Annotated in this window: 23 protein-coding genes; 13 read left to right on the top strand and 10 right to left on the bottom strand. The window is 62.3% G+C overall.

The window, feature by feature from the left end:
- Positions 1-54: 54 nt before the first annotated feature.
- Both HX875_RS13820 and HX875_RS13815 read left to right on the top strand, forming a co-directional pair.
- Positions 55-612: a DNA-3-methyladenine glycosylase I gene (locus HX875_RS13820; protein WP_177043602.1), complete on the top strand. Its 558-nt coding sequence runs from the start codon at positions 55-57 to the stop codon at positions 610-612.
- 40 nt (positions 613-652) lie between these two features.
- The gene (locus tag HX875_RS13815; RefSeq protein ID WP_003213605.1) at positions 653-1540 is read left to right on the top strand and encodes a lysophospholipid acyltransferase; all 888 of its coding nucleotides are present in this window, start codon (positions 653-655) and stop codon (positions 1538-1540) included.
- Positions 1541-1668: 128 nt separating this feature from the next.
- On the opposite strand, the gene HX875_RS13810 is transcribed toward HX875_RS13815, so the two are convergent.
- Genes HX875_RS13810 through def form a run of 5 tightly spaced genes read right to left on the bottom strand, consistent with a single transcriptional unit; the run spans position 1669 to position 6225 of the window.
- Positions 1669-1980: a tetratricopeptide repeat protein gene (locus HX875_RS13810; RefSeq protein WP_177043601.1), complete on the bottom strand. Its 312-nt coding sequence runs from the start codon at positions 1978-1980 to the stop codon at positions 1669-1671.
- A gap of 18 nt (positions 1981-1998) precedes the next feature.
- Positions 1999-3372, bottom strand: coding sequence for a Trk system potassium transporter TrkA (gene trkA / locus HX875_RS13805; protein WP_003213611.1), 1374 nt, complete (start codon positions 3370-3372; stop codon positions 1999-2001).
- Between the two features lie 22 nt (positions 3373-3394).
- Complete coding sequence (gene rsmB / locus HX875_RS13800; RefSeq protein WP_177043600.1) at positions 3395-4705, bottom strand: 16S rRNA (cytosine(967)-C(5))-methyltransferase RsmB; 1311 nt, start codon at positions 4703-4705, stop codon at positions 3395-3397.
- Positions 4702-5661 carry a methionyl-tRNA formyltransferase gene (fmt, locus tag HX875_RS13795; protein ID WP_177043599.1) on the bottom strand — a complete coding sequence of 320 codons (960 nt, stop codon included), beginning with the start codon at positions 5659-5661 and terminating at the stop codon, positions 4702-4704. The genes rsmB and fmt overlap by 4 nt, the downstream gene beginning before the upstream one ends.
- Before the next feature lie 57 nt (positions 5662-5718).
- On the bottom strand, positions 5719-6225 hold the full coding sequence (def, locus tag HX875_RS13790; protein WP_003213617.1) for a peptide deformylase: 507 nt from the start codon (positions 6223-6225) through the stop codon (positions 5719-5721).
- A gap of 150 nt (positions 6226-6375) precedes the next feature.
- Between def and HX875_RS13785 the strand changes: the two genes are divergently transcribed.
- The 3 genes from HX875_RS13785 (at position 6376) to HX875_RS13775 (ending at position 8934) form a co-directional block, all read left to right on the top strand.
- The gene (locus HX875_RS13785) at positions 6376-7164 is read left to right on the top strand and encodes a peptidoglycan-binding protein (RefSeq protein ID WP_177043598.1); all 789 of its coding nucleotides are present in this window, start codon (positions 6376-6378) and stop codon (positions 7162-7164) included.
- Positions 7165-7227: 63 nt separating this feature from the next.
- Positions 7228-8322, top strand: a complete 1095-nt coding sequence (gene dprA, locus HX875_RS13780; protein ID WP_177043597.1) for a DNA-processing protein DprA — start codon at positions 7228-7230, stop codon at positions 8320-8322.
- A gap of 54 nt (positions 8323-8376) precedes the next feature.
- Positions 8377-8934 (top strand): L-threonylcarbamoyladenylate synthase, encoded by a 558-nt coding sequence (locus tag HX875_RS13775; protein WP_177043596.1) that lies wholly within the window; start codon positions 8377-8379, stop codon positions 8932-8934.
- Between the two features lie 142 nt (positions 8935-9076).
- On the opposite strand, the gene HX875_RS13770 is transcribed toward HX875_RS13775, so the two are convergent.
- A complete protein-coding gene (locus HX875_RS13770) occupies positions 9077-10054 on the bottom strand; it encodes an NADPH:quinone reductase (protein WP_177043595.1) in 978 nt (325 codons plus the stop codon).
- A gap of 316 nt (positions 10055-10370) precedes the next feature.
- Here HX875_RS13770 and hemF point away from each other — a divergent pair, with 316 nt between their 5' ends.
- Together hemF and aroE are read left to right on the top strand one after the other, a co-directional pair.
- Positions 10371-11300: an oxygen-dependent coproporphyrinogen oxidase gene (hemF, locus tag HX875_RS13765; RefSeq protein WP_177043594.1), complete on the top strand. Its 930-nt coding sequence runs from the start codon at positions 10371-10373 to the stop codon at positions 11298-11300.
- Complete coding sequence (gene aroE, locus HX875_RS13760) at positions 11300-12118, top strand: shikimate dehydrogenase (protein ID WP_177043593.1); 819 nt, start codon at positions 11300-11302, stop codon at positions 12116-12118. Before hemF ends, aroE begins: the two co-directional genes overlap by 1 nt.
- Before the next feature lie 113 nt (positions 12119-12231).
- Here the strand turns inward: aroE and HX875_RS13755 are convergent, their stop codons facing one another.
- From HX875_RS13755 to betC, 3 genes are all read right to left on the bottom strand, one after another.
- Positions 12232-13800: a SulP family inorganic anion transporter gene (locus HX875_RS13755; protein WP_177043592.1), complete on the bottom strand. Its 1569-nt coding sequence runs from the start codon at positions 13798-13800 to the stop codon at positions 12232-12234.
- 175 nt (positions 13801-13975) lie between these two features.
- The gene (gene choX / locus HX875_RS13750; RefSeq protein ID WP_177043591.1) at positions 13976-14896 is read right to left on the bottom strand and encodes a choline ABC transporter substrate-binding protein; all 921 of its coding nucleotides are present in this window, start codon (positions 14894-14896) and stop codon (positions 13976-13978) included.
- Between the two features lie 16 nt (positions 14897-14912).
- Positions 14913-16427, bottom strand: coding sequence for a choline-sulfatase (betC, locus tag HX875_RS13745; RefSeq protein WP_177043590.1), 1515 nt, complete (start codon positions 16425-16427; stop codon positions 14913-14915).
- A 103-nt stretch (positions 16428-16530) separates the two neighbouring features.
- On the opposite strand from betC, the gene HX875_RS13740 reads away from it, so the two are divergent.
- The 6 genes from HX875_RS13740 to HX875_RS13715 all read left to right on the top strand — a co-directional run bounded on the left by HX875_RS13740 (position 16531) and on the right by HX875_RS13715 (position 22206).
- The gene (locus HX875_RS13740; RefSeq protein ID WP_177043589.1) at positions 16531-17481 is read left to right on the top strand and encodes a choline sulfate utilization transcriptional regulator; all 951 of its coding nucleotides are present in this window, start codon (positions 16531-16533) and stop codon (positions 17479-17481) included.
- 31 nt (positions 17482-17512) lie between these two features.
- Entirely contained in the window at positions 17513-17839 is a 327-nt protein-coding gene (locus HX875_RS13735) for a DOPA 4,5-dioxygenase family protein (protein WP_093203349.1), read from the top strand.
- Positions 17840-17941: 102 nt separating this feature from the next.
- Complete coding sequence (locus tag HX875_RS13730) at positions 17942-18910, top strand: 2-dehydro-3-deoxygalactonokinase (RefSeq protein ID WP_177043588.1); 969 nt, start codon at positions 17942-17944, stop codon at positions 18908-18910.
- 13 nt (positions 18911-18923) lie between these two features.
- Positions 18924-19544, top strand: a complete 621-nt coding sequence (locus tag HX875_RS13725) for a 2-dehydro-3-deoxy-6-phosphogalactonate aldolase (RefSeq protein ID WP_177043587.1) — start codon at positions 18924-18926, stop codon at positions 19542-19544.
- Positions 19545-19577: 33 nt separating this feature from the next.
- Positions 19578-20726, top strand: a complete 1149-nt coding sequence (dgoD, locus tag HX875_RS13720) for a galactonate dehydratase (protein WP_003213645.1) — start codon at positions 19578-19580, stop codon at positions 20724-20726.
- A gap of 175 nt (positions 20727-20901) precedes the next feature.
- Positions 20902-22206 (top strand): MFS transporter, encoded by a 1305-nt coding sequence (locus HX875_RS13715; protein ID WP_177043586.1) that lies wholly within the window; start codon positions 20902-20904, stop codon positions 22204-22206.
- 257 nt (positions 22207-22463) lie between these two features.
- On the opposite strand, the gene HX875_RS13710 is transcribed toward HX875_RS13715, so the two are convergent.
- Positions 22464-22907 (bottom strand): anti-virulence regulator CigR family protein, encoded by a 444-nt coding sequence (locus HX875_RS13710; RefSeq protein ID WP_177043585.1) that lies wholly within the window; start codon positions 22905-22907, stop codon positions 22464-22466.
- Positions 22908-22911 lie beyond the last annotated feature (4 nt).

The raw sequence follows: 22911 nt of genomic DNA, 5'->3' as shown, positions 1-22911 counted from the left end.
TTTAAAGAGCGGGAGTATACCCGATTCGGCCGCGCCACCATCCCCTGGAGCCTTATGCCACGCTGCTTTTGGTGTTCTGAAGATCCGCTGTACATGGCTTATCACGATCAGGAGTGGGGAACGCCGCTGCGCGATGCGCAGGGACTGTTCGAGTTGCTTTTGCTCGAAGGGTTCCAGGCGGGCCTGTCCTGGATCACCGTTTTACGCAAACGCGAGCATTATCGAAAGGTCTTGTTCGGTTTTGATGCGCAACGTCTGGCTCAACTGAGCGATGCCGAGATCGAGGCGCTGATGCTCGATCCGGGCATCGTGCGTAACCGCCTGAAACTCAATGCCACCCGGCGCAATGCCGCCGCCTGGCTGGCGCTGGAGGACCCAGTGGAGTTTCTGTGGTCGTTTGTGGGCGGTGTGCCCAAGGTCAATCATTTCAAGGATCGCAGCCAGGTCCCGGCGATTACACCGGAGGCTGAAGCCATGAGCAAAGCCCTGAAAAAAGCCGGCTTCACGTTCGTCGGGCCAACCATCTGCTACGCGTTCATGCAGGCCTCGGGCATGGTCATGGACCACACTCAGGACTGCGACCGTTACGCGGACCTCGCCAACGCCGGTTAGAATGGCGGCTTTGCGCACCACACACGATCAGGAGTGACCTGTGGAAAAGTTTAAAGGCGCCTTGCTGGTAGGCGCTCTTCGGTTGTTTGCCCTGCTGCCTTGGCGCGCGGTGCAAGCGGTCGGTTCGGCAATTGGCTGGATCATGTGGAAAACCCCCAACCGCTCCCGCGAGACGGTGCGGATCAACCTGTCCAAATGCTTCCCGGACATGGACCCGGCCGAGCGCGAGCGCCTGGTGGGCCGCAGCCTGATGGACATCGGCAAGTCCCTGACTGAAAGCGCCTGTGCGTGGATCTGGCCGGCCCAGCGCTCCATCGACCTGGTGCGTGAAGTCGAAGGCCTGGAAGTGCTGCACGAAGCCCTGGCCTCGGGCAAAGGCGTGGTGGGTATCACCAGCCACCTGGGCAACTGGGAAGTGTTGAACCACTTCTATTGCAGCCAGTGCAAACCGATCATTTTCTACCGCCCGCCCAAGCTCAAGGCGGTTGATGATTTGCTGCGCAAGCAGCGGGTGCAACTGGGCAACCGCGTGGCGGCTTCCACCAAGGAAGGCATCCTGAGTGTGATCAAGGAGGTGCGTAAAGGCGGCCAGGTGGGAATTCCTGCCGACCCGGAGCCGGCGGAATCCGCCGGGATCTTCGTACCGTTCTTCGCCACCCAGGCGCTGACCAGCAAGTTCGTGCCGAACATGCTGGCGGGGCACAAGGCGGTCGGGGTGTTCCTGCATGCCCTGCGGCTGCCGGATGGCTCGGGCTACAAAGTGATCCTGGAAGCGGCGCCGGAAGACATGTACAGCACCGACACCGCGACGTCGTGTGCAGCGATGAGCAAGGTGGTGGAGCGGTATGTGGGGGCTTACCCGAGCCAGTACATGTGGAGCATGAAGCGCTTCAAAAAACGCCCGCCGGGTGAGGCGCGATGGTACTGATGTACGTCGATCTGTAGACCCATGCAGATCTAGTGTAGGAGCTGGCTTGCCTGCGATGGCATCACCTCGGTGTAACTGAAAGACCGAGGTGCCTGCATCCCAGGCAAGCCAGCTCCCACAGGAGTCTCTCAGGCCTGGCGGTCGAGTTTCTTCAGGAACACCGTCATCTCTTTTTCGGCCTGTTTGTCGCCATGGGCCAGGGCCGCTTCTATGCCCTTCTCCCAAGCGTGTCGTGCGGCGACGTTGTCACCCTGCCCCAACTGCGCTTTACCCAACAGCTTCCACGCCGCCGAATACTTCGCATCGAACTCGACGCATTTCTGCAAATGCTCCGCTGCCTTGGCGTTGTCCTTCAGATCCAGATAACCCTTGCCCAAACCAAACCGCAGCAGTGAGTTATCCACACCCTTGGCGAGCATTTTTTCCAGGGATTCGAGCATGTCGGTCACTCCGTTTGATCAGAAAAAGCTCAGGCCCACGTGGAACAGCTTCTCCACATCGCGGATATGTTTTTTATCCACAAGGAACAGAATCACGTGGTCGCCCGTGGCGATTACCGTGTCGTCGTGGGCGATGATCACTTCTTCATCACGAATGATTGCACCAATAGTGGTGCCCGGCGGCAGGCCGATATCGCGGATCGCCTTGCCAATCACCTTGCTCGACTTCGAATCACCGTGGGCGATCGCCTCGATGGCTTCCGCCGCGCCCCGGCGCAACGAGTGCACGCTGACGATATCGCCACGCCGCACGTGGGCCAGCAAGGTGCCGATGGTCGCCAGTTGCGGGCTGATGGCGATGTCGATATCGCCACCCTGGATCAGGTCGACGTAGGCCGGGTTGTTGATGATGGTCATCACCTTCTTCGCCCCCAGCCGCTTGGCCAGCAACGACGACATGATGTTGGCTTCGTCATCGTTGGTCAGTGCCAGGAAGATGTCGGCGTCGGCGATGTTTTCTTCCAGCAGCAGGTCACGGTCCGAGGCGCTGCCTTGCAGGACCACGGTGCTGTCGAGGGTGTCGGACAAGTACCGGCAGCGTGCCGGATTCATCTCGATGATCTTCACCTGATAGCGACTCTCGATGGCCTCGGCCAGGCGCTCACCGATCTGCCCGCCGCCGGCGATGACGATGCGTTTGTAGGTTTCATCCAGACGGCGCATTTCGCTCATCACCGCGCGAATGTTCGCTTTGGCGGCGATGAAAAATACCTCATCGTCAGCCTCGATCACCGTATCGCCCTGGGGCAAAATCGGCCGGTCGCGACGGAAGATCGCTGCCACCCGCGTCTCGACGTTGGGCATGTGCTCGCGCAACTGGCGCAGTTGCTGGCCCACCAACGGCCCGCCGTAGTAAGCCTTGACCGCCACCAGCTGCGCCTTGCCTTCGGCGAAGTCGATCACCTGCAAGGCTCCCGGGTGTTCGATCAGGCGCTTGATGTAGTGGGTCACCACCTGTTCCGGGCTGATCAGCACGTCGACCGGGATCGCGTCGTTGTCGAACAGGCCGGCACGGGTCAGGTACGCCGCCTCACGCACCCGGGCGATTTTGGTCGGGGTGTGGAACAGGGTATGGGCGACCTGGCAGGCGACCATGTTGGTCTCGTCACTGTTGGTGACCGCCACCAGCATGTCGGCATCGTCGGCGCCGGCTTGGCGCAGCACCGTAGGAAACGAGGCGCGGCCTTGTACGGTACGGATGTCCAGGCGGTCGCCCAAATCCCGCAGGCGCTCCGCGTCGGTGTCGACCACGGTGATGTCGTTGGCTTCGCTGGCCAAATGCTCGGCCAGCGTACCGCCAACCTGCCCTGCGCCGAGGATGATGATTTTCATCCGGTCACTCCCTTAAAACCATTCAGCCGCGAGCGGCGGCAATCTTGATCAGCTTGGCGTAATAGAACCCGTCGTGGCCGCCTTCCTGGGCCAGCAACTGGCGGCCATGAGGCTGCTTGATCCCGGCCTGGATGTCGAGGTCCAGTTCCCGTGCGCCGCTGGTGCGGGCGAGGAAGGCTTCGATGACCTCGGTGTTTTCGGTCGGCAGTGTCGAGCAGGTGGCGTACAGCAGGATGCCGCCGACTTCCAGGGTTGGCCACAGCGCGTCCAGCAACTCACCTTGCAGCACGGCAAGCGCTGCGATGTCGTCAGGTTGGCGGGTCAGCTTGATGTCCGGGTGGCGGCGGATCACACCAGTGGCGGAACACGGCGCGTCCAGCAGGATGCGCTGGAACGGCTTGCCGTCCCACCAGGTGGCGGTGTCGCGGCCGTCGGCGGCGATCAACTCGGCGCTCAGGCCCAGGCGGGCGAGGTTTTCCCGCACGCGCACCAGGCGCTTGGCTTCCAGGTCCACGGCGACGACGCCGGCCAGGTCTGCCTGCACTTCCATGATGTGGCAGGTCTTGCCGCCGGGGGCGCAGCAGGCGTCCAGCACCCGTTGGCCCGGGGCCAGGTCCAGCAGGTCGGCGGCCAGTTGGGCGGCTTCGTCCTGCACGCTGATCCAGCCTTCGGCGAAGCCTGGCAGGTTACGCACATCGCCTGGCTCTGTAAGAACGATGCCGTCCTGGCTGTAGACACAGGCCGTGGCCGCGACACCGGCTTCGCTCAGCAAAGAGAGATAAGCATCGCGGGTGTGATGGCGGCGATTGACCCGCAAAATCATTGGCGGGTGGGCGTTGTTGGCGGCGCAGATGGCTTCCCATTGCTCGGGCCAGAACGCTTTCAGGGATTTTTGCAGCCAGCGCGGGTGGGCGGTGCGCACCACCGGGTCATGTTCCAGCTCGGCCAGCAGCGCTTCGCTTTCGCGCTGGGCGCGGCGCAGTACGGCGTTGAGCAGGGCCTTGGCCCAAGGCTTTTTCAGCTTGTCGGCGCAACCCACGGTTTCGCCGATGGCGGCGTGGGCTGGCACGCGGGTGTAGAGCAGTTGATACAGGCCTACCAGTAGCAGCGCCTCGACATCGGCATCCGCCGCCTTGAATGGTTTTTGCAGCAGCTTGGCCGCCAGCGCCGACAACCGTGGCTGCCAGCGGGCGGTACCGAAGGCCAGGTCCTGGGTAAAGCCGCGGTCGCGGTCTTCGACTTTATCCAGTTGGATCGGCAACGAACTGTTGAGGGAAGCCTTGCCGTTGAGTACGGCGGCCAGGGCCTTGGCGGCGGCCAGACGTGGGTTCATTGGGCGTCTACCGCTTGGCCGAGGATGATGCCTGCGGCAAATTTCTCACGGCGGCTGTTGAACAAATCGCTGAAGTTCAGCGCCTTGCCGCCGGGCAATTGCAGACGGGTCAGACACAGCGCCTGTTCACCGCACGCCACCAGCAGGCCGTCCTTGCTGGCGCCGATGATCTCACCGGGTGCGCCCTTGCCTTCGGCCAAGGTAGCGGCGAGTACTTTCAAGGCTTCGCCATTGAGGGTGCTGTGGCAGATCGGCCATGGGTTGAAGGCCCGTACCAGGCGCTCCAGCTCCACGGCCGGGCGGCTCCAGTCGATACGGGCTTCATCCTTGTTCAACTTGTGGGCGTAGGTGGCGAGGCTGTCGTCCTGTACTTCGCCTTCCAGGGTGCCGGCGGCCAGGCCGGCGATGGCCTGGACCACAGCCGGCGGGCCCATTTCGGCGAGGCGATCGTGCAGGCTGCCGCCGGTGTCTTCAGCGGTGATCGGGGTGGTGACTTTCAGCAGCATCGGGCCGGTGTCCAGGCCTGCTTCCATGCGCATTACGGTCACGCCGCTTTCGGCGTCGCCGGCTTCGACCGCACGCTGGATCGGCGCCGCACCGCGCCAGCGCGGCAGCAACGAGGCATGGCTGTTCATGCAGCCCAGACGCGGGATATCCAGCACGACCTGGGGCAGGATCAAACCGTACGCCACCACCACCAGCAGGTCCGGCTTCAGCGCCGCCAGTTCCGCCTGGGCATCGGCGTTGCGCAGCGTCGGCGGCTGCAACACCACAATGTTGTTTTCCAGCGCCAGCTGCTTGACCGGGCTGGGCATCAGTTTTTGCCCACGACCGGCCGGGCGATCGGGCTGGGTGTAGACCGCCACGATTTCATACGGGCTGGCGAGCAGGGCCTTGAGGTGTTCGGCGGCGAATTCGGGGGTGCCGGCAAAAACGATGCGCAGTGGCTCGGTCATGGGAAACGTCTCACAAAAGAAAAAGGCTTGCCGGAGCAAGCCTTTGAAAGAAGGGAATCAAGCTTGCTGGCGATGCTTCTTTTCCAGCTTCTTCTTGATCCGGTCGCGTTTAAGCGTGGACAGGTAATCGACAAACAGCTTGCCGTTAAGGTGGTCGCATTCGTGTTGGATGCACACCGCCAAAAGGCCTTCGGCAATCATCTCGAACGGCTTGCCGTCACGGTCCAGGGCCTTGATCTTGACGCGCTGGGGACGGTCGACGTTCTCGTAGAAGTCCGGCACCGACAGGCAACCTTCCTGGTACTGGCCCATCTCGTCGGTCAGGGTTTCGAACTCAGGGTTGATAAACACCAGAGGCTCGCTGCGGTCTTCGGACAGGTCCATGACCACGACGCGCTGATGCACGTCGACCTGGGTCGCGGCGAGGCCGATACCCGGGGCTTCATACATTGTTTCAAACATGTCATCGACCAACTGACGAACCTTGGCGTCCACTACGGCCACTGGCTTGGCGATGGTGCGCAGGCGTGAGTCCGGAAATTCGAGGATGTTCAAAATAGCCATAAGCGTAATTGCTGCACATGTGAGGTAAAGGCAAGTCGGCGCCGGGGATGGATCCCTGCTGTGCCGGTGTAAGTGCCGTGGGAAAACGTCCGGAAGCCGCGATGGCTGTGGCGTTTCACGCGAGTGCACATAATAAAGGAGATTCACCCCATGAGGAAATCGCTACTCGTCTTGCTGCTGTGGGCCCAGGTCGTTGCTGCCCAGGTTCCCGCCAGCTTTCCACAGGCCGGTCAACCGCTGGCGCTTCATACCCAGCAAGCCATCCAGCGCTTTTTACTGCACAACCGCATGCTCGATACGCCCCAGGAGCTGGACCACGCTCCCTATATTGTTGCAGCAGATGCCGGGCGCGTATTGGGCGCCAACGGCGAGCGCGTTTATGCGCGGGGCGCCCTGGACCCAGCCGTCCAAACCTACGGGATCTTTCGCCGGGGCAAGGCCTACACCGACCCTGAAAGCCAGGAATTGCTGGGCATCAACGCTGACGACATCGGCACCGCGCGTTTTGTGACCGCGGGCGATGTCAGCACATTGGGCGTGCAGCGGGTGACCCAGGAGGTGCGTCCCGGGGACCGACTGCTCAGCCCCCAAGCGCCCACCGATCTCACGAGCCTGGTGATTCAGTGGCCTGCCGAGGCGATTGCCGGGCACATCATTGACGTGCCCCGAGGCGTGACACAGATCGGGGTACTGGACGCGGTGACGTTGAACAAGGGCCGGCGCGACGGCCTGATGGAAGGTCATTTGCTGGCCGTGGTGAACACCGGGGAAACCGTTCGGGACAGGGTGACCGGCGCCCCGGTGAAGATTCCCGACGAGCCTGTCGGAACGCTCATGGTGTTCCGCACCTACGAAAAGCTCAGTTACGGCCTGGTGATCAGTGCGTCGCGCTCCCTGGCGGTGGGGGACCGTTTTGAGGTGCCTGATCGAAGGCAATAATTAGGTTGCTAAATAAGTTACCAACAGAGTTATCCACAGCTTGTTCCGATCAAGGACGATCAAATGTTACCGACGAATGACCGTGAAATTTTCCCGGCAGAACTGGAAGCCCGACTACGCTTGCACAGGCTGCCGGAGCTGGGTCCCAAGGGCTTTAAAAAACTCATCGAGGCATTTGGTTCTGCGTCAAAAGCCATCAGCGCACCGGCCAGTGCCTGGTGTTCCCTGGGACTCAAGATGACCAGTGCCGATGCCCGGCGCAGCGAGGAAGTGCGTGATGGCGCCAGCGTCGCGTTGCGCTGGCTGGAGCGTCCGGCCCAGCATTTGCTGATGTGGGACCAGCCAGACTACCCCGCGTTGCTCGCAGAATTGGATGACGCGCCCCCACTGTTATTCGTTGCCGGCAACCCGGCGATTCTGGAAAAGCCGCAACTGGCGATGGTGGGCAGCCGCCGTGCCTCCAGGCCAGGAATGGACACCGCCGCCGCGTTTTCCCGCAGCCTGGCGAGTGCTGGTTTTGTCATCACCAGTGGCCTTGCCCTGGGTATTGACGGTGCTGCTCACCAGGCGGCTTTGGATGTCGGGGGGCATACAATCGGCGTGCTGGGCACCGGGCTCGAAAATTTTTATCCACAGCGCCACCGACGCCTGGCCGAGGCGATGATTGCCCAAGGCAGTGCGGTGGTTTCCGAGTTTCCGTTGGACGCTGCGCCCCAGGCCGGCAACTTCCCACGGCGCAATCGAATTATCAGCGGCCTGTCCCTTGGGGTGCTGGTAGTGGAAGCCAGCATGGCCAGTGGTTCGCTGATCACCGCGCGGCTGGCGGCTGAGCAAGGGCGCGAGGTTTACGCGATTCCCGGCTCGATCCATCACCCAGGCGCCAAAGGTTGCCATCAGTTGATTCGCGATGGCGCCGTGCTGGTGGAAACCATTGAACACATCCTCGAAAACTTGCGTGGCTGGCAGGCACTGTCCCGCCCGGCGCCGGTGGCGGTCACTCACCCGCTGGTGGCGCTGTTGCACGCCGCGCCGCACACCAGTGAAGCCTTGGCGATTGCCAGCGGAAGGGCCTTGTCCGAGGTGCTGGCCAGCCTCACGGAGCTGGAACTGGAGGGCCGGGTGATCTGCGAAAGCGGACGCTGGCTTGCGCGCGGCTAGGTTTTGTAACGAAGATCGGTAAACTGCGCAGAGCTTTAGTCCGGAGAGTGAGCAATGGTCAACAGGTGGCGTGTGCGAGAAGCCGCACGAGAAATTCGCGCAGGCGCGGTGATTGCCTATCCAACCGAGGCAGTCTGGGGCCTGGGCTGTGACCCTTGGAACGAGGAAGCGGTGGATCGGCTGCTGGCGATCAAGGGCCGGTCTGTGGATAAAGGCCTGATCCTGATTGCCGACAATATCCGCCAGTTTGATTTTCTCTTCGAAGATTTCCCGGATGTGTGGATGGACCGCATGGCCAGCACTTGGCCCGGCCCTAATACGTGGCTCGTGCCCCATCAGGATTTGTTGCCCGAATGGATTACCGGGGTGCATGACACGGTGGCGTTGCGGGTGACCGATCATCCGCAGGTGCGGGATTTGTGCTCGCTGGTCGGGCCGTTGATTTCCACCTCGGCCAATCCACAAGGCCGCCCGGCGGCGCGCACACGGATTCGTGTGGAGCAGTATTTCCGTGGGCAGGTGGATCGGGTGTTGGGCGGGAACCTGGGGGGGCGCAAGAACCCGAGTCTGATTCGGGATCTGGCGACGGGTGAGGTTGTGCGCCCGTCTTGAGACCGAGTCGCGGCCATCGCGGGCAAGCCCGGCTCCCACAGGGATCTCTGTTGAACACATATTTTGTGTGCACTGAAGATCAACTGTGGGAGCCGGGCTTGCCCGCGATGGGGCCCTTACAGGTGCCAGAGCCCCAAAAGCCTTATGGCAACAAAATGGTCGACCCAGTGGTGCGCCGCGCCGACAACTCCGTCTGCGCCTTCGCCGCATCCCCCAGCGAATACCGCTGGTTAATATCAATCTGCAATTTCCCGCTGATGATCATTGAAAACAGATCATCCGCCATTGCCTGCAGGTTTTCCGGGTTGTTGGCGTAGGTCGCCAAAGTCGGCCGGGTGACATACAGCGAGCCCTTGGCCGCCAGAATCCCCAGGTTCACCCCATCCACAGCGCCCGACGCATTGCCAAAACTCACCACCAGCCCACGTGGCGCCACGCTGTCCAGCGAGGTGAGCCAGGTGTCCTTGCCTACGCCGTCGTACACCACCGGGCACTTCTTGCCGTCAGTCAGTTCCAGTACGCGCTGTACGACATTTTCCTTGCTGTAGTCGATGGTTTCCCAGGCGCCGAGGGACTTGGCCAACGCGGCCTTTTCCGGCGAGCTGACGGTACCGATCAGCTTCACGTCCAGGGCCTTGGCCCATTGGCACGCCAGCGAACCGACACCACCGGCAGCGGCGTGGAACAGAATGGTTTCGCCACCCTTCAACTCATAGGTCTGGCGCAGCAGGTACTGCACGGTCAGGCCCTTGAGCATCGCACCGGCGGCCTGTTCGAAGCTGATGTCGTCCGGCAGGTGCACCAGGTTGGCAGCCGGCAGCACGTGCAATTCGCTGTAGGCGCCCAATGGGCCGCTGCCGTAAGCCACGCGATCGCCCACCTTGAATTGAGTCACTTCGCTACCGACGGCATCCACGACGCCGGCACCTTCAGCGCCCAGGCCCGACGGCAAGGCCGGTGGCGCGTACAGGCCGCTGCGGAAATACGTGTCGATGAAGTTCAGGCCAATGGCCTTGTTCTGCACGCGAACCTGCTGCGGGCCGGGTTCTGCCGGGGTGTAGTCCACATACTCAAGCACTTCGGGGCCGCCATGGGCACGGAACTGGATACGTTTGGCCATCTGCACTCTCCTCAAGTCAATTTCGCGATAGTGCCCTGTCTCGCCAATGCGTTCCTTTTGGGCGAGTGGCTGTTGTCGTCAGACAAGGCGCCGCGACGACTCATAGCGTGCTATGGGGAGGAGCGGCAACGCAGTATGACGGCAACAGACGCCGCCCAAAAGGAACAGCATTGGTGGGACAGGGCACTTTTCTATCGGACTCCTAAGCTTGATCTTCGTCAACTGCGGCAGTAGTGGGTGCAGTGGTATCCTGTGCGCCCATTTGCCGCCGACGCCCAATGGCCTCGTGTAGCTTTGCCCGATTCAAGGTGATGTCATGACTACCCGCACCGAGGCTGTCAAAGCCTACCTGCTTGACCTGCAAGACCGCATTTGCAGCGCCCTGGAAACCTTCGAGACGGACACTCGCTTTATCGAAGACGCCTGGACCCGGCCTGCCGGCGGCGGCGGTCGCACCCGTGTGATCGAAAACGGTTCGGTGATCGAAAAAGGCGGCGTTAACTTTTCCCACGTGTTTGGCAGCGGCCTCCCACCGTCCGCCAGTGCTCATCGCCCGGAATTGGCCGGTCGCGGTTTTGAGGCCCTCGGTGTGTCGCTGGTGATCCACCCGCACAACCCGCATGTGCCGACGTCCCACGCCAACGTGCGCTTTTTCATCGCCGAAAAAGAAGGCGAAGAGCCGGTGTGGTGGTTCGGTGGCGGCTTCGACCTGACGCCCTACTACGGCAACGAAGAAGACTGCATCCACTGGCACCGCGTGGCCGAGCAGGCCTGCGCGCCGTTTGGCCCGGACGTCTACTCACGCTACAAGGCCTGGTGCGACAACTATTTCCACATCAAGCACCGCAACGAACCCCGGGGCATCGGCGGTTTGTTCTTCGATGACTTGAACGAGTGGGACTTCGACACCAGCTTCGCCTTCATGCGCGCCATCGGCGATGCCTACATCGACGCCTACCTGCCGATCGTCCAGCGCCGCAAGGCCATGGCCTATACCGAGCAGCAGCGCGAGTTCCAGGAATTCCGCCGTGGCCGCTACGTCGAGTTCAACCTGGTCTACGACCGCGGCACCCTGTTCGGCCTGCAATCGGGCGGGCGCACCGAGTCGATCCTGATGTCGCTGCCACCGCAAGTGCGCTGGAGCTATGACTGGAAAGCCGCCCCCGACAGCGAAGAAGCGCGCCTCACCGACTACTTCCTGCAAGACCGCGACTGGCTGGGCGTGCTGCCCAAGGCGGCGGTCTGATGGATCGTTATGTCGTCTTCGGCAACCCCATTGGCCACAGCAAGTCGCCGCTGATTCACCGCCTGTTCGCCGAACAGACCGGCGAGCAACTGGACTACAGCACCTTGCTCGCGCCGTTGGAGGATTTTACCGGCTGTGCAAAAGCATTTTTCGCACAAGGCCGTGGTGCCAACGTCACCGTACCGTTCAAGGAAGAGGCCTATCGCCTGGCCAACACCCTGACCGAGCGCGCCCAGCGGGCCGGCGCGGTGAACACCCTGAGCAAGCTCGCCGACGGCAGCCTGCTGGGAGACAACACCGACGGCGCCGGCCTGGTGCGGGATTTGACGGTGAATGCCGGGTTCAGCCTGCAAGGCAAACGCATCCTGCTGCTGGGGGCCGGTGGCGCGGTGCGCGGTGCCTTGGAGCCATTGCTGGCTGAGCAACCGGGTTCGCTGATCATTGCCAATCGCACCGTAGAAAAGGCCGAATTGCTCGCCGAGCTCTTCGACGATCTCGGCCCGGTGTCTGCCAGCGGTTTCGACTGGCTGCGTGAGCCGGTGGACCTGATCATCAACGCCACGTCCGCCAGCTTGTCAGGCGATGTACCGCCGATTGCGGGCAGCCTGATCGAACCCGGAAAGACTTTTTGCTACGACATGATGTACGGCAAGGAGCCTACGGCGTTCTGCCGTTGGGCCAGTGAGCAAGGCGCTGCGGTGGCGATGGATGGGCTGGGGATGCTGGTGGAACAGGCGGCGGAAGCGTTCTTCCTGTGGCGCGGTGTGCGCCCGGATTCGGCGCCGGTTTTAGCTGAGCTGCGCAGGCAACTGGCCTGACGCAAATCCAAATGTGGGAGCTGGCTTGCCTGCGATAGCGGTGGGTCAGCTACACATTTGGCACTGATACACCGCTATCGCAGGCAAGCCAGCTCCTACAGTTTTAACCGCGTTCAGTCTTCGAAATGGAGGGGGCATTTGTCGGCCCCTTCCAGTTTCTTCAACTCTTCCACCACCTGTGGCCGGGCCTTGCGCAATGCCAGGCTGCGCCCCAAACCGTTCAATCGGCGCGCCTCCTGGTGCAGCATCTCCACCCCGGAATAGTCGATAAAGTTGATCTGCTGCGCCTCGATCACCACCCGCTGGCCGTGCAGGCTTTGCAGCCGCACTTGCAGGTAATGGCTGGCGCCGAAAAAGATCGACCCGCCCACCCGCAGTACATCGTCCTCACCGTCCCGCCATTGCTGGATTCGCGGCTGCGAAGTGCGCTTGAGGTAGAAAAACAGCGACGCCAGCACTCCTGCGTAAATCGCGGTCTGCAGCTCCAGCAACAGCGTGGCGATGCAGGTCAGGCTCATCACTACGAACTCCGCACGGCTGACCCGGAACAACGCCCGAATACCACGGTGGTCCACCAACCCCCAGCAAATCAGCAGGATGCTGGCGGCCATGCTCGGGATCGGGATATGCGCGATCAGCGCCGCGCCGAACAGCGCAAACAGCGCCACCCACAGCGCGGAAAACACCCCCGCCAGCGGCGAACAGGCGCCCGCCTCATAGCTAAGGCCGGAGCGGGTGAAGGAACCTGCCGACAGGTACCCGGAGAAAAATCCGCCAACGATGTTGGATAAACCCTGTGCGCGCACCTCCTGATTCGCATCGAGCAATTGCTGGGAGCGGGCCGACAACGAGCGCGCAATCGACAGGCTGGTCACCAGCCCGAGCATGCCCACCGCCACGGCACTCGGCAGCAGGCGCAGGACCATGTCCAGGTCCATCGGCAGCGGGCTGAACGGCGGCAACTTGCCGACAAATGAACTGACCAACGCCACCTGCCCGAACACCGCCGGCCACAGCCACGGGATCAGGCTGCCCAGGGCCAGCGCGATCAACAGTGTTGGCCAGCGCGGTACCCAGAGTTTCAGCAGCACCCCCACCAGCAAGGTGCCGAGTCCGAGCACCACTGAAGGGTGATTCCACTCCCCGGCATGGTTGATCAGTGCCAGCAGGCTGTTGATCGCCGTGGCCTGGCTGGGCAGATCCAGCCCCAGCAGGTTGGGCAATTGCCCCAGGGCGATGACCACAGCTGCGCCGAGGGTGAAGCCGAGCACCACCGAATGCGAGACGAAATTCACCAGGGCGCCAAAGCGCAGCATGCCCAGCAGCCATTGGAAGACGCCGGCCAGGAAGGTCAGCAACAGGATCAGCGTGATGTAGTCCTGGGAGCCGGGCACGGCCAGTGGGCTGACGCTGGCATAGAGCACGATGGAAATCGCCGCCGTGGGACCGCAGATCAGGTGCCAGGAAGAACCCCACAAGCAGGCGATCAACACCGGGATGATGGCGGCGTACAGGCCGTACTCCGGTGGGAGACCGGCGATCAGCGCATAGGCAATGGATTGCGGCAATGCCAGGACTGCACCGCTCAGGCCGACGATGGCGTCTCGCCCGACGCTGGCGCGGGTTTGGCGCGGGAACCAGCTGAGGAAGGGGAAGAGTGTATGGCGGTTGGGCCGGGGCATTTAGGGCTCGGATTGATAGGTTTGAATCAGGGTATCAGGACAAACGCCGGACTGTGGGAGTCCGCTGACTGTGGGAGCCGGGCTTGCCCGCGATGCAGGCGCCTCGGTCCTACAGGGACACCGCGGTGATGCTATCGCGGGCAAGCCCGGCTCCCACAGGGTGCGGCGTCAGCCGTTAGAGCTTGGCTTTTACAGCGGCCAGCGCATCCTGCCCATCGACGGTTTTAACCCCATCGAGCCACTTATCCAGCACTGCCGGATTCGCCTTGATCCACGCCTTCGCCGCCTCGGCATTGCTGACCTTCTTGTTCACCACCTCAGCCATGATGGCGTTCTCCATCTCCTGGGTGAAACTCAGGTTGGTCAGCAATTTGCCCACATTCGGGCACGCCTGGGCATAGCCCTTGCGGGTCAACGTATACACGCTGCCGGTGTCACCGAAGTACTTTTCCCCGCCCTTGAGGTAATGCATCTTCAACTGCACGTTCATCGGGTGCGGCGTCCAGCCGAGGAAGGTCACGAACTTCTGCTTCTTCACCGCCCGGGACACTTCGGCCAGCATCGCCTGTTCACTGGACTCGATCAGCTTCCACTGGCCCAGGTCAAAGTCGTTTTTCTTGATGATTTCCTGCAACGAGATATTCGCCGGTGCACCCGAACCGATGCCGTAGATCTTCTTGTCGAACTTGTCGGCAAACGTGTTCAGATCGGCAAAGTCGTGCACCCCGGCGTCCCACACATAGTCCGGCACGGCGAGGGTGAACTCGGTGCCGTCGAGGTTCTTCGCCAGTTGCACCACATCGCCATTGGCCACGAACTTGTCGTAGAAGCCCTGCTGCGCCGGCATCCAGTTACCCAGGAACACATCCACCTGGCCGTCCTTGAGCCCGCCAAAGGTGATCGGCACCGCAAGGGTGTCGACCTTGGCCTTGTAGCCCATGCCGTTCAACAAAAAACCGGTAATGGCATTGGTCGCGGCGATATCACTCCAGCCCGGATCGGCCATCTTCACGGTGTCGCAGCTTGAGTCCGCGTAGGCGCCGGCACTGCTCAGTGCCAGCAGCGCAACGCTCACCACGGTGGATAACTTTTGCATGGCCTTCCCCTCAGTTTTATTGGTTTTGGCAGGGTTGTGGAAAACGTGCCTTGCGCTCCAGATCGTCGAGGTCGATATGGTTGCGCATGTATTGCTGACTGGCGTCTACCAGTGGCTGGTGGTCCCAGCTCTTCAGCTTGCCTTGGGTCAGCGCCTCGAATACCAGGCGGCGACGGCGTTGGCTGGCGAGCACCTGTTGGTGAATCGCCGGGATGTCCCATTTGGCCCGCGCCTCACTCAAAAACGCCTCGAACAGTGGCCGGTGTTCCGGTGACTGGCTGAGGTTCTCCCGCTCGTGCGGGTCGTTTTTTACATCAAACATCAGGCAAGGGTCGTCCTCACTGTAGATGAACTTGTAGGCGCCACGCCGGATCATCATCAGCGGGCTGATGGTGCCCTCGGCCATGTATTCGCCGAACACTTCGTCGTGGCCGCCCTGCCCTCGCAAGTGCGAGACCAGCGAGCGGCCATCCAGCGCAAGCCTCGGGTCCAGCTCGCCGCCGGCCAGTTCCACCAGGGTCGGCAGCAGGTCGGCGGTGGACACGGCAGCGGTCACCCGGCCGGCGGCAAACTGCCCCGGCGCGCTGATCAGCAGCGGCACCCGGGCGGCCATTTCAAACCAGTGCATTTTGTACCAGAGCCCGCGCTCGCCGAGCATGTCGCCGTGGTCGCCGGAGAAGATGATGATGGTGTCGTCGGCCAGCCCCGTGTCTTCCAGGGTTTGCAGCAGCTTGCCGACGTTGCTGTCGATGTAGCTGCACGCGCCGAAGTAGGCGCGGCGCGCATCGCGGATCTTGTTCACCGGCAGCGGCTTGTCCCACAGGTCATAGACCTTGAGCAGGCGTTGCGAGTGAGGGTCGAGATCGGCCTGTGGCGGGGTTGTGGGCAACGGGATGTCGTTGTCGTCGTACAGGTCCCAGAACGGCTTGGGAATGGTGTACGGGTCGTGTGGGTGAGTCATGGAGACGGTCAGGCAGAACGGCTGGTCGCCGTCTTCGCGGATATGGTCGAACAGGTATTGCTGGGCCTTGAACACCACCTCTTCGTCGAAATCCAGCTGGTTGGTGCGCACGCACGGCCCGGCTTGCAGCACCGAGGCCATGTTGTGGTACCAGGTGGGGCGCACGTCTGGCTCATCCCAATTCACTGCCCAGCCATAGTCGGCCGGGTAGATATCACTGGTCAGGCGTTCTTCATAACCGTGGAGTTGGTCGGGGCCGCAAAAGTGCATCTTGCCCGACAGCGCCGTGCGGTAGCCGAGGCGACGCAGGTAGTGGGCATAGGTCGGCACATCGGCGGGGAAATCGGCTGCGTTGTCGTAGGCGCCGATCTTGCTCGGCAACTGGCCACTCACCAGGGTAAAGCGCGACGGTGCACACAACGGGCTGTTGCAGTAAGCGGCGTCGAACACCACACCCTCGGCGGCGAGGCGGCTCAGGTTCGGCAGTTTGATAGGCGAAGGACCGTAGAACGGAAGCATCGGCGCGGCCATCTGATCGGCCATGATGAAAAGAATGTTCTTGCGCTTCATGGTTTCGCGGCATTCCATAGTCGATGTTTATGCGAATGAGCATGCAGGCCATGGAAAACGTGGTAAAGCCCATGAGAAGCAATGTCTAGGATAAGCACAGCTTATGTATGAATCCCTCGGTAACCTGTCACTTGATCTGCTTCGCGCGTTTGAAGCCGCCGCGCGCCAACGCAGCTTTACGGCAGCGGCCATGGAGCTGGGCACCACCCAGCCGGCCATCAGCCAGCAGATCAAGCGCCTGGAAGAACAGCTGAAAGTGCGCCTGTTTGATCGCATTTACCGGGGCATCGAGCTGACCGATGCGGGCGCCTTGTTGTTCGAACAGGTGCAGGCCGGCTTGCAGAGCATCAACCAGGGCCTGAGTGCGATTGCCGAGCAGGACCAGCACGAAGTCCTGCAGGTGGCGACGGACTTTGCCTTCGCTGCGTATTGGCTGATGCCGCGGCTGCACCGTTTTCATGAAGCCAACCCGCAGGTGGACGTGAGCCTGGTCACCAGTGAGCGCAATCACGCCACGTTGCGCAGCGATATCGATGTGGCGGTGCTGTTCGGTGATGGCCGTTTCAAACAGGGCGACAGCCATTGGCTGTTCAACGAGGAAGTGTTCCCGGTCTGCAGCCCGCAGCTCATCCAGGACCGCGACGCGCCCCTGCCGTTGCAGAGCCTGCTGGAGTTCCCCTTGTTGCACCTGCGCCAGCAAAACAACAACCAGTGGTTCGACTGGGGCGGCGTGTTCCGCGAGCTGGGTATCACTACCGCGCCCACCCCGGGCCAACTGCGTTTCGACAACTACACCCTGTTGATCCAGGCGGCGATTGCCGGCCAGGGCGTGGCCATTGGCTGGCGCCATCTTGTGGATAACTTGCTGGAGCAAAACTGGCTGTGCCGGCCGATTGGCGACACGGTGATCTCGCGCTTCGGCTATTACGTGGTGCTGCCCCAGCGCAAACGTCGCAGCCAGTTGATCGAGCGTTTCGTCGACTGGCTGATGGCCGAGCAGGCCAGCAGCGCACAATCGTTGACCGGCCTGGCCCTGCCGTCCATTGCGGTCTAGGATTTGCCGATCATTGAGCCCGGAGCCTGTCATGCAACGTATCAAGGGCTACCACGCCCATATCTACTTCGACGCCAACACCATCGACCAGGCGCGCAAACTCTGCGAAGACGCCGCGCAGATGTTCCCGCTGCGCATGGGCCGCGTGCATGAGCGCCCGGTAGGCCCGCACCCGGACTGGAGCTGCCAGCTGGCGTTCGACCCGGAATACATCGGCGTCGTCCTGCCGTGGCTGGCGCTCAACCGCAACGGCCTGGTGGTGTTCCTGCACCCCACCACCGGTGACGACCTCAAGGACCACACCGACCATGCGATCTGGATGGGGGCGATGCGCACGCTGGACTTGTCGATATTCTGAGTGTTTGTATTCCCTATATATGGGACTGATATTTATATATTGAGACTTTAACGGTCTTGGGTTTATATTCGCCTCATCCGCTCAGAACACTCAGGTGAAGCGATGCAGGCGCAATTGATCGCGCTCGATTGGGGAACCAGTTCCCTTCGTGCTTACAAGCTCGGCCCGGCAGGCGTCGTTATCGAACGACGCGCCCTGGCGTCGGGGATCATGCACTTGCCCACCGAACCCCGGGACATTGCCGGCGTTCGCAGCAGCAACGGTTTCGAGCTGGCATTCGACGCGGCCTGCGGTGACTGGCTCGAGGCCCAGCCCGGCCTCCCCGTCATCGCCTGCGGCATGGTCGGCAGCGCCCAGGGCTGGAGCGAAGCGGTTTACCGCGACACCCCGGCCGATGTCGCCACCCTTGGCCAGGCACTGCATGTTGTGCGCAGCCTGCGGGGCACCGCGGTGCACATCGTTCCCGGGGTGATTCAACGCGGCGCGTTGCCTAACGTGATGCGCGGCGAAGAAACCCAGGTCCTCGGCGTGCTGCAAAGCCTGTCCGCCAATACCGGGCGCGACGTCTTGATCGGCCTGCCGGGCAGCCATTCCAAGTGGGTCGAGGTGGTGGAAGGCTGCATCACCCACTTCGACACCTTCATGACCGGCGAGCTGTTCGCCGTGCTCAGCCAACACAGCATTTTGGGTCGCACCCAACGTCCTTCCGAACAGTTCCAGGCCGTCGCTTTTGATCGCGGCGTGCAGGTGGCACTGTCGGCGGATGGCCAGGCGGGCCTGTTATCGACCTTATTCAGCGCCCGCACCCTGGGCTTGACCGGCGAACTGGCGCCCGACGAGCAACCGGACTATCTGTCCGGCCTGCTGATCGGCCACGAACTCATGGGCCTGCGCACCCGCCAGCAGGCCCAGGCGCGCGACATCGTCCTGGTGGGCGCAACCCAACTCTGCACCCGCTACCAGCGTGCACTCCAACTCTGTGGTTTCCCCCACGTGACCCTGGCGCAGGAGGCTACCGAGCGTGGCCTTTGGCAGCTGGCCATGGCGGCGGGGCTGCTGCCTGCAACCTGACGAGAGGCCCGACATGCTCAAGCAAGCACTGACACACAACGGTTTGATCGCGATCCTGCGCGGCCTGCGACCGGACGAGGCGCTGGCGATCGGCGAGGTGCTGTACACAGCGGGCTTCAGGGTGATCGAGGTACCGCTCAACTCGCCGGATCCCTACGCCAGCATCCGCATCCTGCGGGACAGCCTGCCTGCCGATTGCCTGATCGGCGCGGGCACGGTGCTGACTCCGGAACAGGTCGATCAAGTCAAAGCGGCCGGCGGCCAGGTGATCGTCATGCCCCACAGCGATGCCAAGGTGCTGCGTGCCGCCAAGGCTGCGGGCCTGTACCTGTCGCCGGGTGTGGCCACGCCGACTGAAGCGTTTGCTGCGCTGGCCGAAGGCGCCGACGTGCTGAAACTGTTCCCGGCCGAGCAAATGGGCCCGGCGGTGGTCAAGGCCTGGCTCGCGGTACTGCCCGCAGGCACGGTGTTGCTGCCGGTGGGCGGCATCACCCCGGACAACATGCAGGTATTTTTCGACGCGGGCGTCAAAGGCTTCGGCCTCGGCTCCGGCTTGTTCAAGCCAGGCATGAGCGTCGCCCAGGTGGCAAGCAATGCCCAGGCCTACGTCGCGGCCTGGAATGCCTTGGGCTGATTAGCGTTCTCCATCTACAAGAGAGACAAGAAGATGAAAATCACCAAACTGACCACCTTCATCGTCCCGCCGCGCTGGTGCTTCCTCAAGGTTGAAACCGACCAGGGCGTGACTGGTTGGGGCGAGCCTGTGGTCGAGGGCCGCGCCCACACCGTGGCGGCCGCTGTCGAAGAGTTGTCCGACTACTTGATCGGCAAAGACCCACGCAATATCGAAGACATCTGGACCGTGCTCTACCGCGGCGGCTTCTACCGTGGCGGCGCGATCCATATGAGCGCCCTCGCCGGTATCGACCAGGCGCTGTGGGACATCAAGGGCAAGGCCCTCGGCGTGTCGGTCAGCGACCTGCTGGGCGGCCAGGTGCGTGACAAGATCCGCGTGTATTCGTGGATCGGTGGCGACCGCCCGGCAGACACCGCCCGCGCCGCCAAGGAAGCCGTGGCCCGTGGTTTTACCGCGGTGAAAATGAACGGCACCGAAGAGCTGCAATTTCTCGACAGCTTCGAAAAAGTCGACCAGGCCCTGGCCAACGTCGCCGCCGTACGTGATGCGGTTGGCCCCAACGTCGGCATCGGCGTGGACTTCCATGGCCGGGTGCACAAGCCCATGGCCAAGGTGCTGATGAAAGAACTCGACCCCTACAAACTGATGTTTATCGAAGAGCCGGTGCTCAGCGAAAACTACGAAGCGCTGAAAGAGCTGGCGCCGCTCACCAGCACCCCGATTGCCCTTGGCGAGCGCCTGTTCTCGCGCTGGGACTTCAAGCGCGTGCTCAGCGAAGGCTACGTCGACATCATCCAGCCGGATGCTTCCCACGCCGGCGGTATCACCGAGACCCGCAAGATCGCCAACATGGCCGAAGCCTACGACGTGGCCCTCGCCCTGCACTGCCCGCTCGGCCCGATTGCCCTGGCGGCTTGCCTGCAGCTGGACGCGGTTTGCTACAACGCGTTCATCCAGGAACAGAGCCTGGGCATTCACTACAACGAGAGTAATGACCTGCTGGATTACGTGCGCGATCCGGGGGTTTTCGACTACGACCAGGGCTTTGTGAAGATCCCTAACGGGCCGGGCCTGGGCATCGAGATCAACGAGGAATATGTGATCGAACGCGCGGCCATCGGGCATCGCTGGCGCAACCCGATCTGGCGGCATGCCGATGGGAGTTTTGCCGAGTGGTAAGCCTTTATTCCTGACGGAACACGGTCTCTGTAGGAGCTGGCTTGCCTGCGATAGCGGTGTGTCAGCTTGCATCCGCGGCACTGACACGCCGCCATCGCAGGCAAGCCAGCTCCCACATGAACCGCGGTTTCTTCAGTAAGACCCGTCCTCAATAATCATAAGAAGAGGCAACCCCATGCAATCCGAGTCCTTCACCGGGCAGGCTTCTTTAGTCACGCCCAGCCGAAAGCGTTTCTTCATCATGGTGCTGCTGTTCATCACGGTGGTGATCAACTACCTGGACCGCAGCAACCTGTCGATTGCCGCCCCGGCCCTGACCAGTGAGCTGGGGATCGACCCGGTGCATGTCGGGCTGATCTTCTCCGCGTTCGGCTGGACCTACGCCGCCATGCAAATCCCCGGCGGCTGGCTGGTGGACCGGGTGCCGCCGCGCATTCTCTACAGCGTCGCCCTGCTGCTGTGGTCAATCGCCACGGTGATGCTCGGCTTCGCCGCCAGTTTTATCGCACTGTTCGTATTGCGCATGGCGGTCGGTGCCCTCGAAGCCCCGGCTTACCCGATCAACAGCCGGGTGGTCACCACCTGGTTTCCCGAGCGTGAGCGGGCCACGGCGATTGGGGTCTACACCTCCGGGCAGTTCGTCGGGCTGGCGTTTCTCACGCCGGTACTGGCGTGGCTGCAACACACCTTTGGCTGGCACATGGTGTTTGTCGCCACCGGCGGCGTGGGCATTGTGTGGGCGTTAATCTGGTACGCGGTGTACCGCGAGCCTCGGGATTTCAAGGGTGCGAATGCGGCGGAAATCGAGCTGATCCGCGCAGGCGGCGGGTTGGTGGATATCCAGGCGCAGGCGGCCAAGGCGCCGTTCAGTTGGGTCGACCTCGGCATCGTGCTGAGCAAGCGCAAGTTATGGGGGATCTACCTGGGGCAGTTCTGCCTGAACTCCACGTTGTGGTTTTTTCTGACGTGGTTCCCCACCTACCTGGTGAAATATCGCGGCATGGACTTCATCAAATCCGGCCTGCTGGCGTCGCTGCCGTTTCTCGCGGCGTTTGTCGGCGTGCTGTGTTCGGGGCTGTTTTCCGATTGGCTGATTCGCCGGGGGACGTCGGTGGGGTTTGCGCGCAAGCTGCCGATCATTGGCGGGCTGTTGATTTCCACGGCGATCATTGGCGCCAACTTTGTTGACTCCACGGCGTGGGTGATTGCCTTTCTGGCGGTGGCGTTTTTCGGCAATGGTCTGGCGTCGATCACCTGGTCGCTGGTGTCGACCCTGGCGCCGGCAAGGCTGCTGGGGCTGACGGGTGGGGTGTTCAATTTCATCGGCAATCTGTCGGCGATCACCACGCCGATCGTGATTGGCTTTCTGGCCACCGGGGATTCGTTTGCGCCGGCGATTACGTATATCGCGGTGCTGGCGTTGCTGGGGGCGCTTTCCTACATCCTGTTGGTGGGCAAGGTCGAACGTATCGAAATTTAGCGACTGCTGAATACCTGTGGTGAGGGAGCTTGCTATGGCTAGGGAGCTGCTGTGGCGAGGGAGCTTGCTCCCGCTGGGCTGCGCAGCGGCCCCAAAATCCTGGGAGCGCTGCGCACTCCAGCGGGAGCAAGCTCCCTCGCCACAGCAGCTCCCTCGCCNNCTGCGCAGCGGCCCCAAAATCCTGGGAGCGCTGCGCACTCCAGCGGGAGCAAGCTCCCTCGCCACAGCAGCTCCCTCGCCACAAAAGCAGTCCGGCTCTAGTACAGCGCGCCATCCAGAATCTGATAGACGATGCTGGTGCCCACGGCGATCAACACGATGTCCCCGCCCGAGCGGCGCCATTCGTAACCTGGGTATTGCGGCAGATGGCCCAGCGCCCGAGGGTCCAGGCGCTCGCCGTAGTAGTTTGGCGGCAGGCGCTGGCCGCGCTCCAGGTGGATACCGGGAGGCGGTGGTGCGCCACGGCGGAAGTCGCCATGGTTGTCGCGGATGACCTGTCTCACAGGACCAAAGTCCTGAGGAGGGCCGCCACGGTGGTTGTCCTGCGGCCCGCGATGGTCATCGCCACGTTGATCGTGCTGGCCTTGTGGCCCACCACGGTCAGGTCCGCCACCCTGGTCATAGGGCGCAGCTTGGACCAGGGCGCTGGCGCCAAGCACCAGCACGCCTACACCTGCAATCAAACGTTTGGGGATTTTCATGGGG

The organism is Pseudomonas yamanorum (assembly GCF_013386765.1).
GTDB classification, from domain to species: domain Bacteria; phylum Pseudomonadota; class Gammaproteobacteria; order Pseudomonadales; family Pseudomonadaceae; genus Aquipseudomonas; species Aquipseudomonas yamanorum_A.
Note: the sequence above shows the minus strand (reverse complement) of the source record. Positions and strands in the feature narration are given on the sequence as shown.

Bases quoted from the DNA above. Each gene is read 5' to 3' on its own strand.
- HX875_RS13820 (WP_177043602.1), top strand. From the start codon at position 55: ATGCCACGCTGCTTTTGGTGTTCTGAAGATCCGCTGTACATGGCTTAT.
- HX875_RS13810 (WP_177043601.1), bottom strand. From the start codon at position 1,980: ATGCTCGAATCCCTGGAAAAAATGCTCGCCAAGGGTGTGGATAACTCA.
- trkA (WP_003213611.1), bottom strand. From the start codon at position 3,372: ATGAAAATCATCATCCTCGGCGCAGGGCAGGTTGGCGGTACGCTGGCC.
- rsmB (WP_177043600.1), bottom strand. From the start codon at position 4,705: ATGAACCCACGTCTGGCCGCCGCCAAGGCCCTGGCCGCCGTACTCAAC.
- fmt (WP_177043599.1), bottom strand. From the start codon at position 5,661: ATGACCGAGCCACTGCGCATCGTTTTTGCCGGCACCCCCGAATTCGCC.
- def (WP_003213617.1), bottom strand. From the start codon at position 6,225: ATGGCTATTTTGAACATCCTCGAATTTCCGGACTCACGCCTGCGCACC.
- HX875_RS13785 (WP_177043598.1), top strand. From the start codon at position 6,376: ATGAGGAAATCGCTACTCGTCTTGCTGCTGTGGGCCCAGGTCGTTGCT.
- dprA (WP_177043597.1), top strand. From the start codon at position 7,228: ATGTTACCGACGAATGACCGTGAAATTTTCCCGGCAGAACTGGAAGCC.
- HX875_RS13775 (WP_177043596.1), top strand. From the start codon at position 8,377: ATGGTCAACAGGTGGCGTGTGCGAGAAGCCGCACGAGAAATTCGCGCA.
- HX875_RS13770 (WP_177043595.1), bottom strand. From the start codon at position 10,054: ATGGCCAAACGTATCCAGTTCCGTGCCCATGGCGGCCCCGAAGTGCTT.
- hemF (WP_177043594.1), top strand. From the start codon at position 10,371: ATGACTACCCGCACCGAGGCTGTCAAAGCCTACCTGCTTGACCTGCAA.
- aroE (WP_177043593.1), top strand. From the start codon at position 11,300: ATGGATCGTTATGTCGTCTTCGGCAACCCCATTGGCCACAGCAAGTCG.
- HX875_RS13755 (WP_177043592.1), bottom strand. From the start codon at position 13,800: ATGCCCCGGCCCAACCGCCATACACTCTTCCCCTTCCTCAGCTGGTTC.
- choX (WP_177043591.1), bottom strand. From the start codon at position 14,896: ATGCAAAAGTTATCCACCGTGGTGAGCGTTGCGCTGCTGGCACTGAGC.
- betC (WP_177043590.1), bottom strand. From the start codon at position 16,427: ATGAAGCGCAAGAACATTCTTTTCATCATGGCCGATCAGATGGCCGCG.
- HX875_RS13740 (WP_177043589.1), top strand. From the start codon at position 16,531: ATGTATGAATCCCTCGGTAACCTGTCACTTGATCTGCTTCGCGCGTTT.
- HX875_RS13735 (WP_093203349.1), top strand. From the start codon at position 17,513: ATGCAACGTATCAAGGGCTACCACGCCCATATCTACTTCGACGCCAAC.
- HX875_RS13730 (WP_177043588.1), top strand. From the start codon at position 17,942: ATGCAGGCGCAATTGATCGCGCTCGATTGGGGAACCAGTTCCCTTCGT.
- HX875_RS13725 (WP_177043587.1), top strand. From the start codon at position 18,924: ATGCTCAAGCAAGCACTGACACACAACGGTTTGATCGCGATCCTGCGC.
- dgoD (WP_003213645.1), top strand. From the start codon at position 19,578: ATGAAAATCACCAAACTGACCACCTTCATCGTCCCGCCGCGCTGGTGC.
- HX875_RS13715 (WP_177043586.1), top strand. From the start codon at position 20,902: ATGCAATCCGAGTCCTTCACCGGGCAGGCTTCTTTAGTCACGCCCAGC.
- HX875_RS13710 (WP_177043585.1), bottom strand. From the start codon at position 22,907: ATGAAAATCCCCAAACGTTTGATTGCAGGTGTAGGCGTGCTGGTGCTT.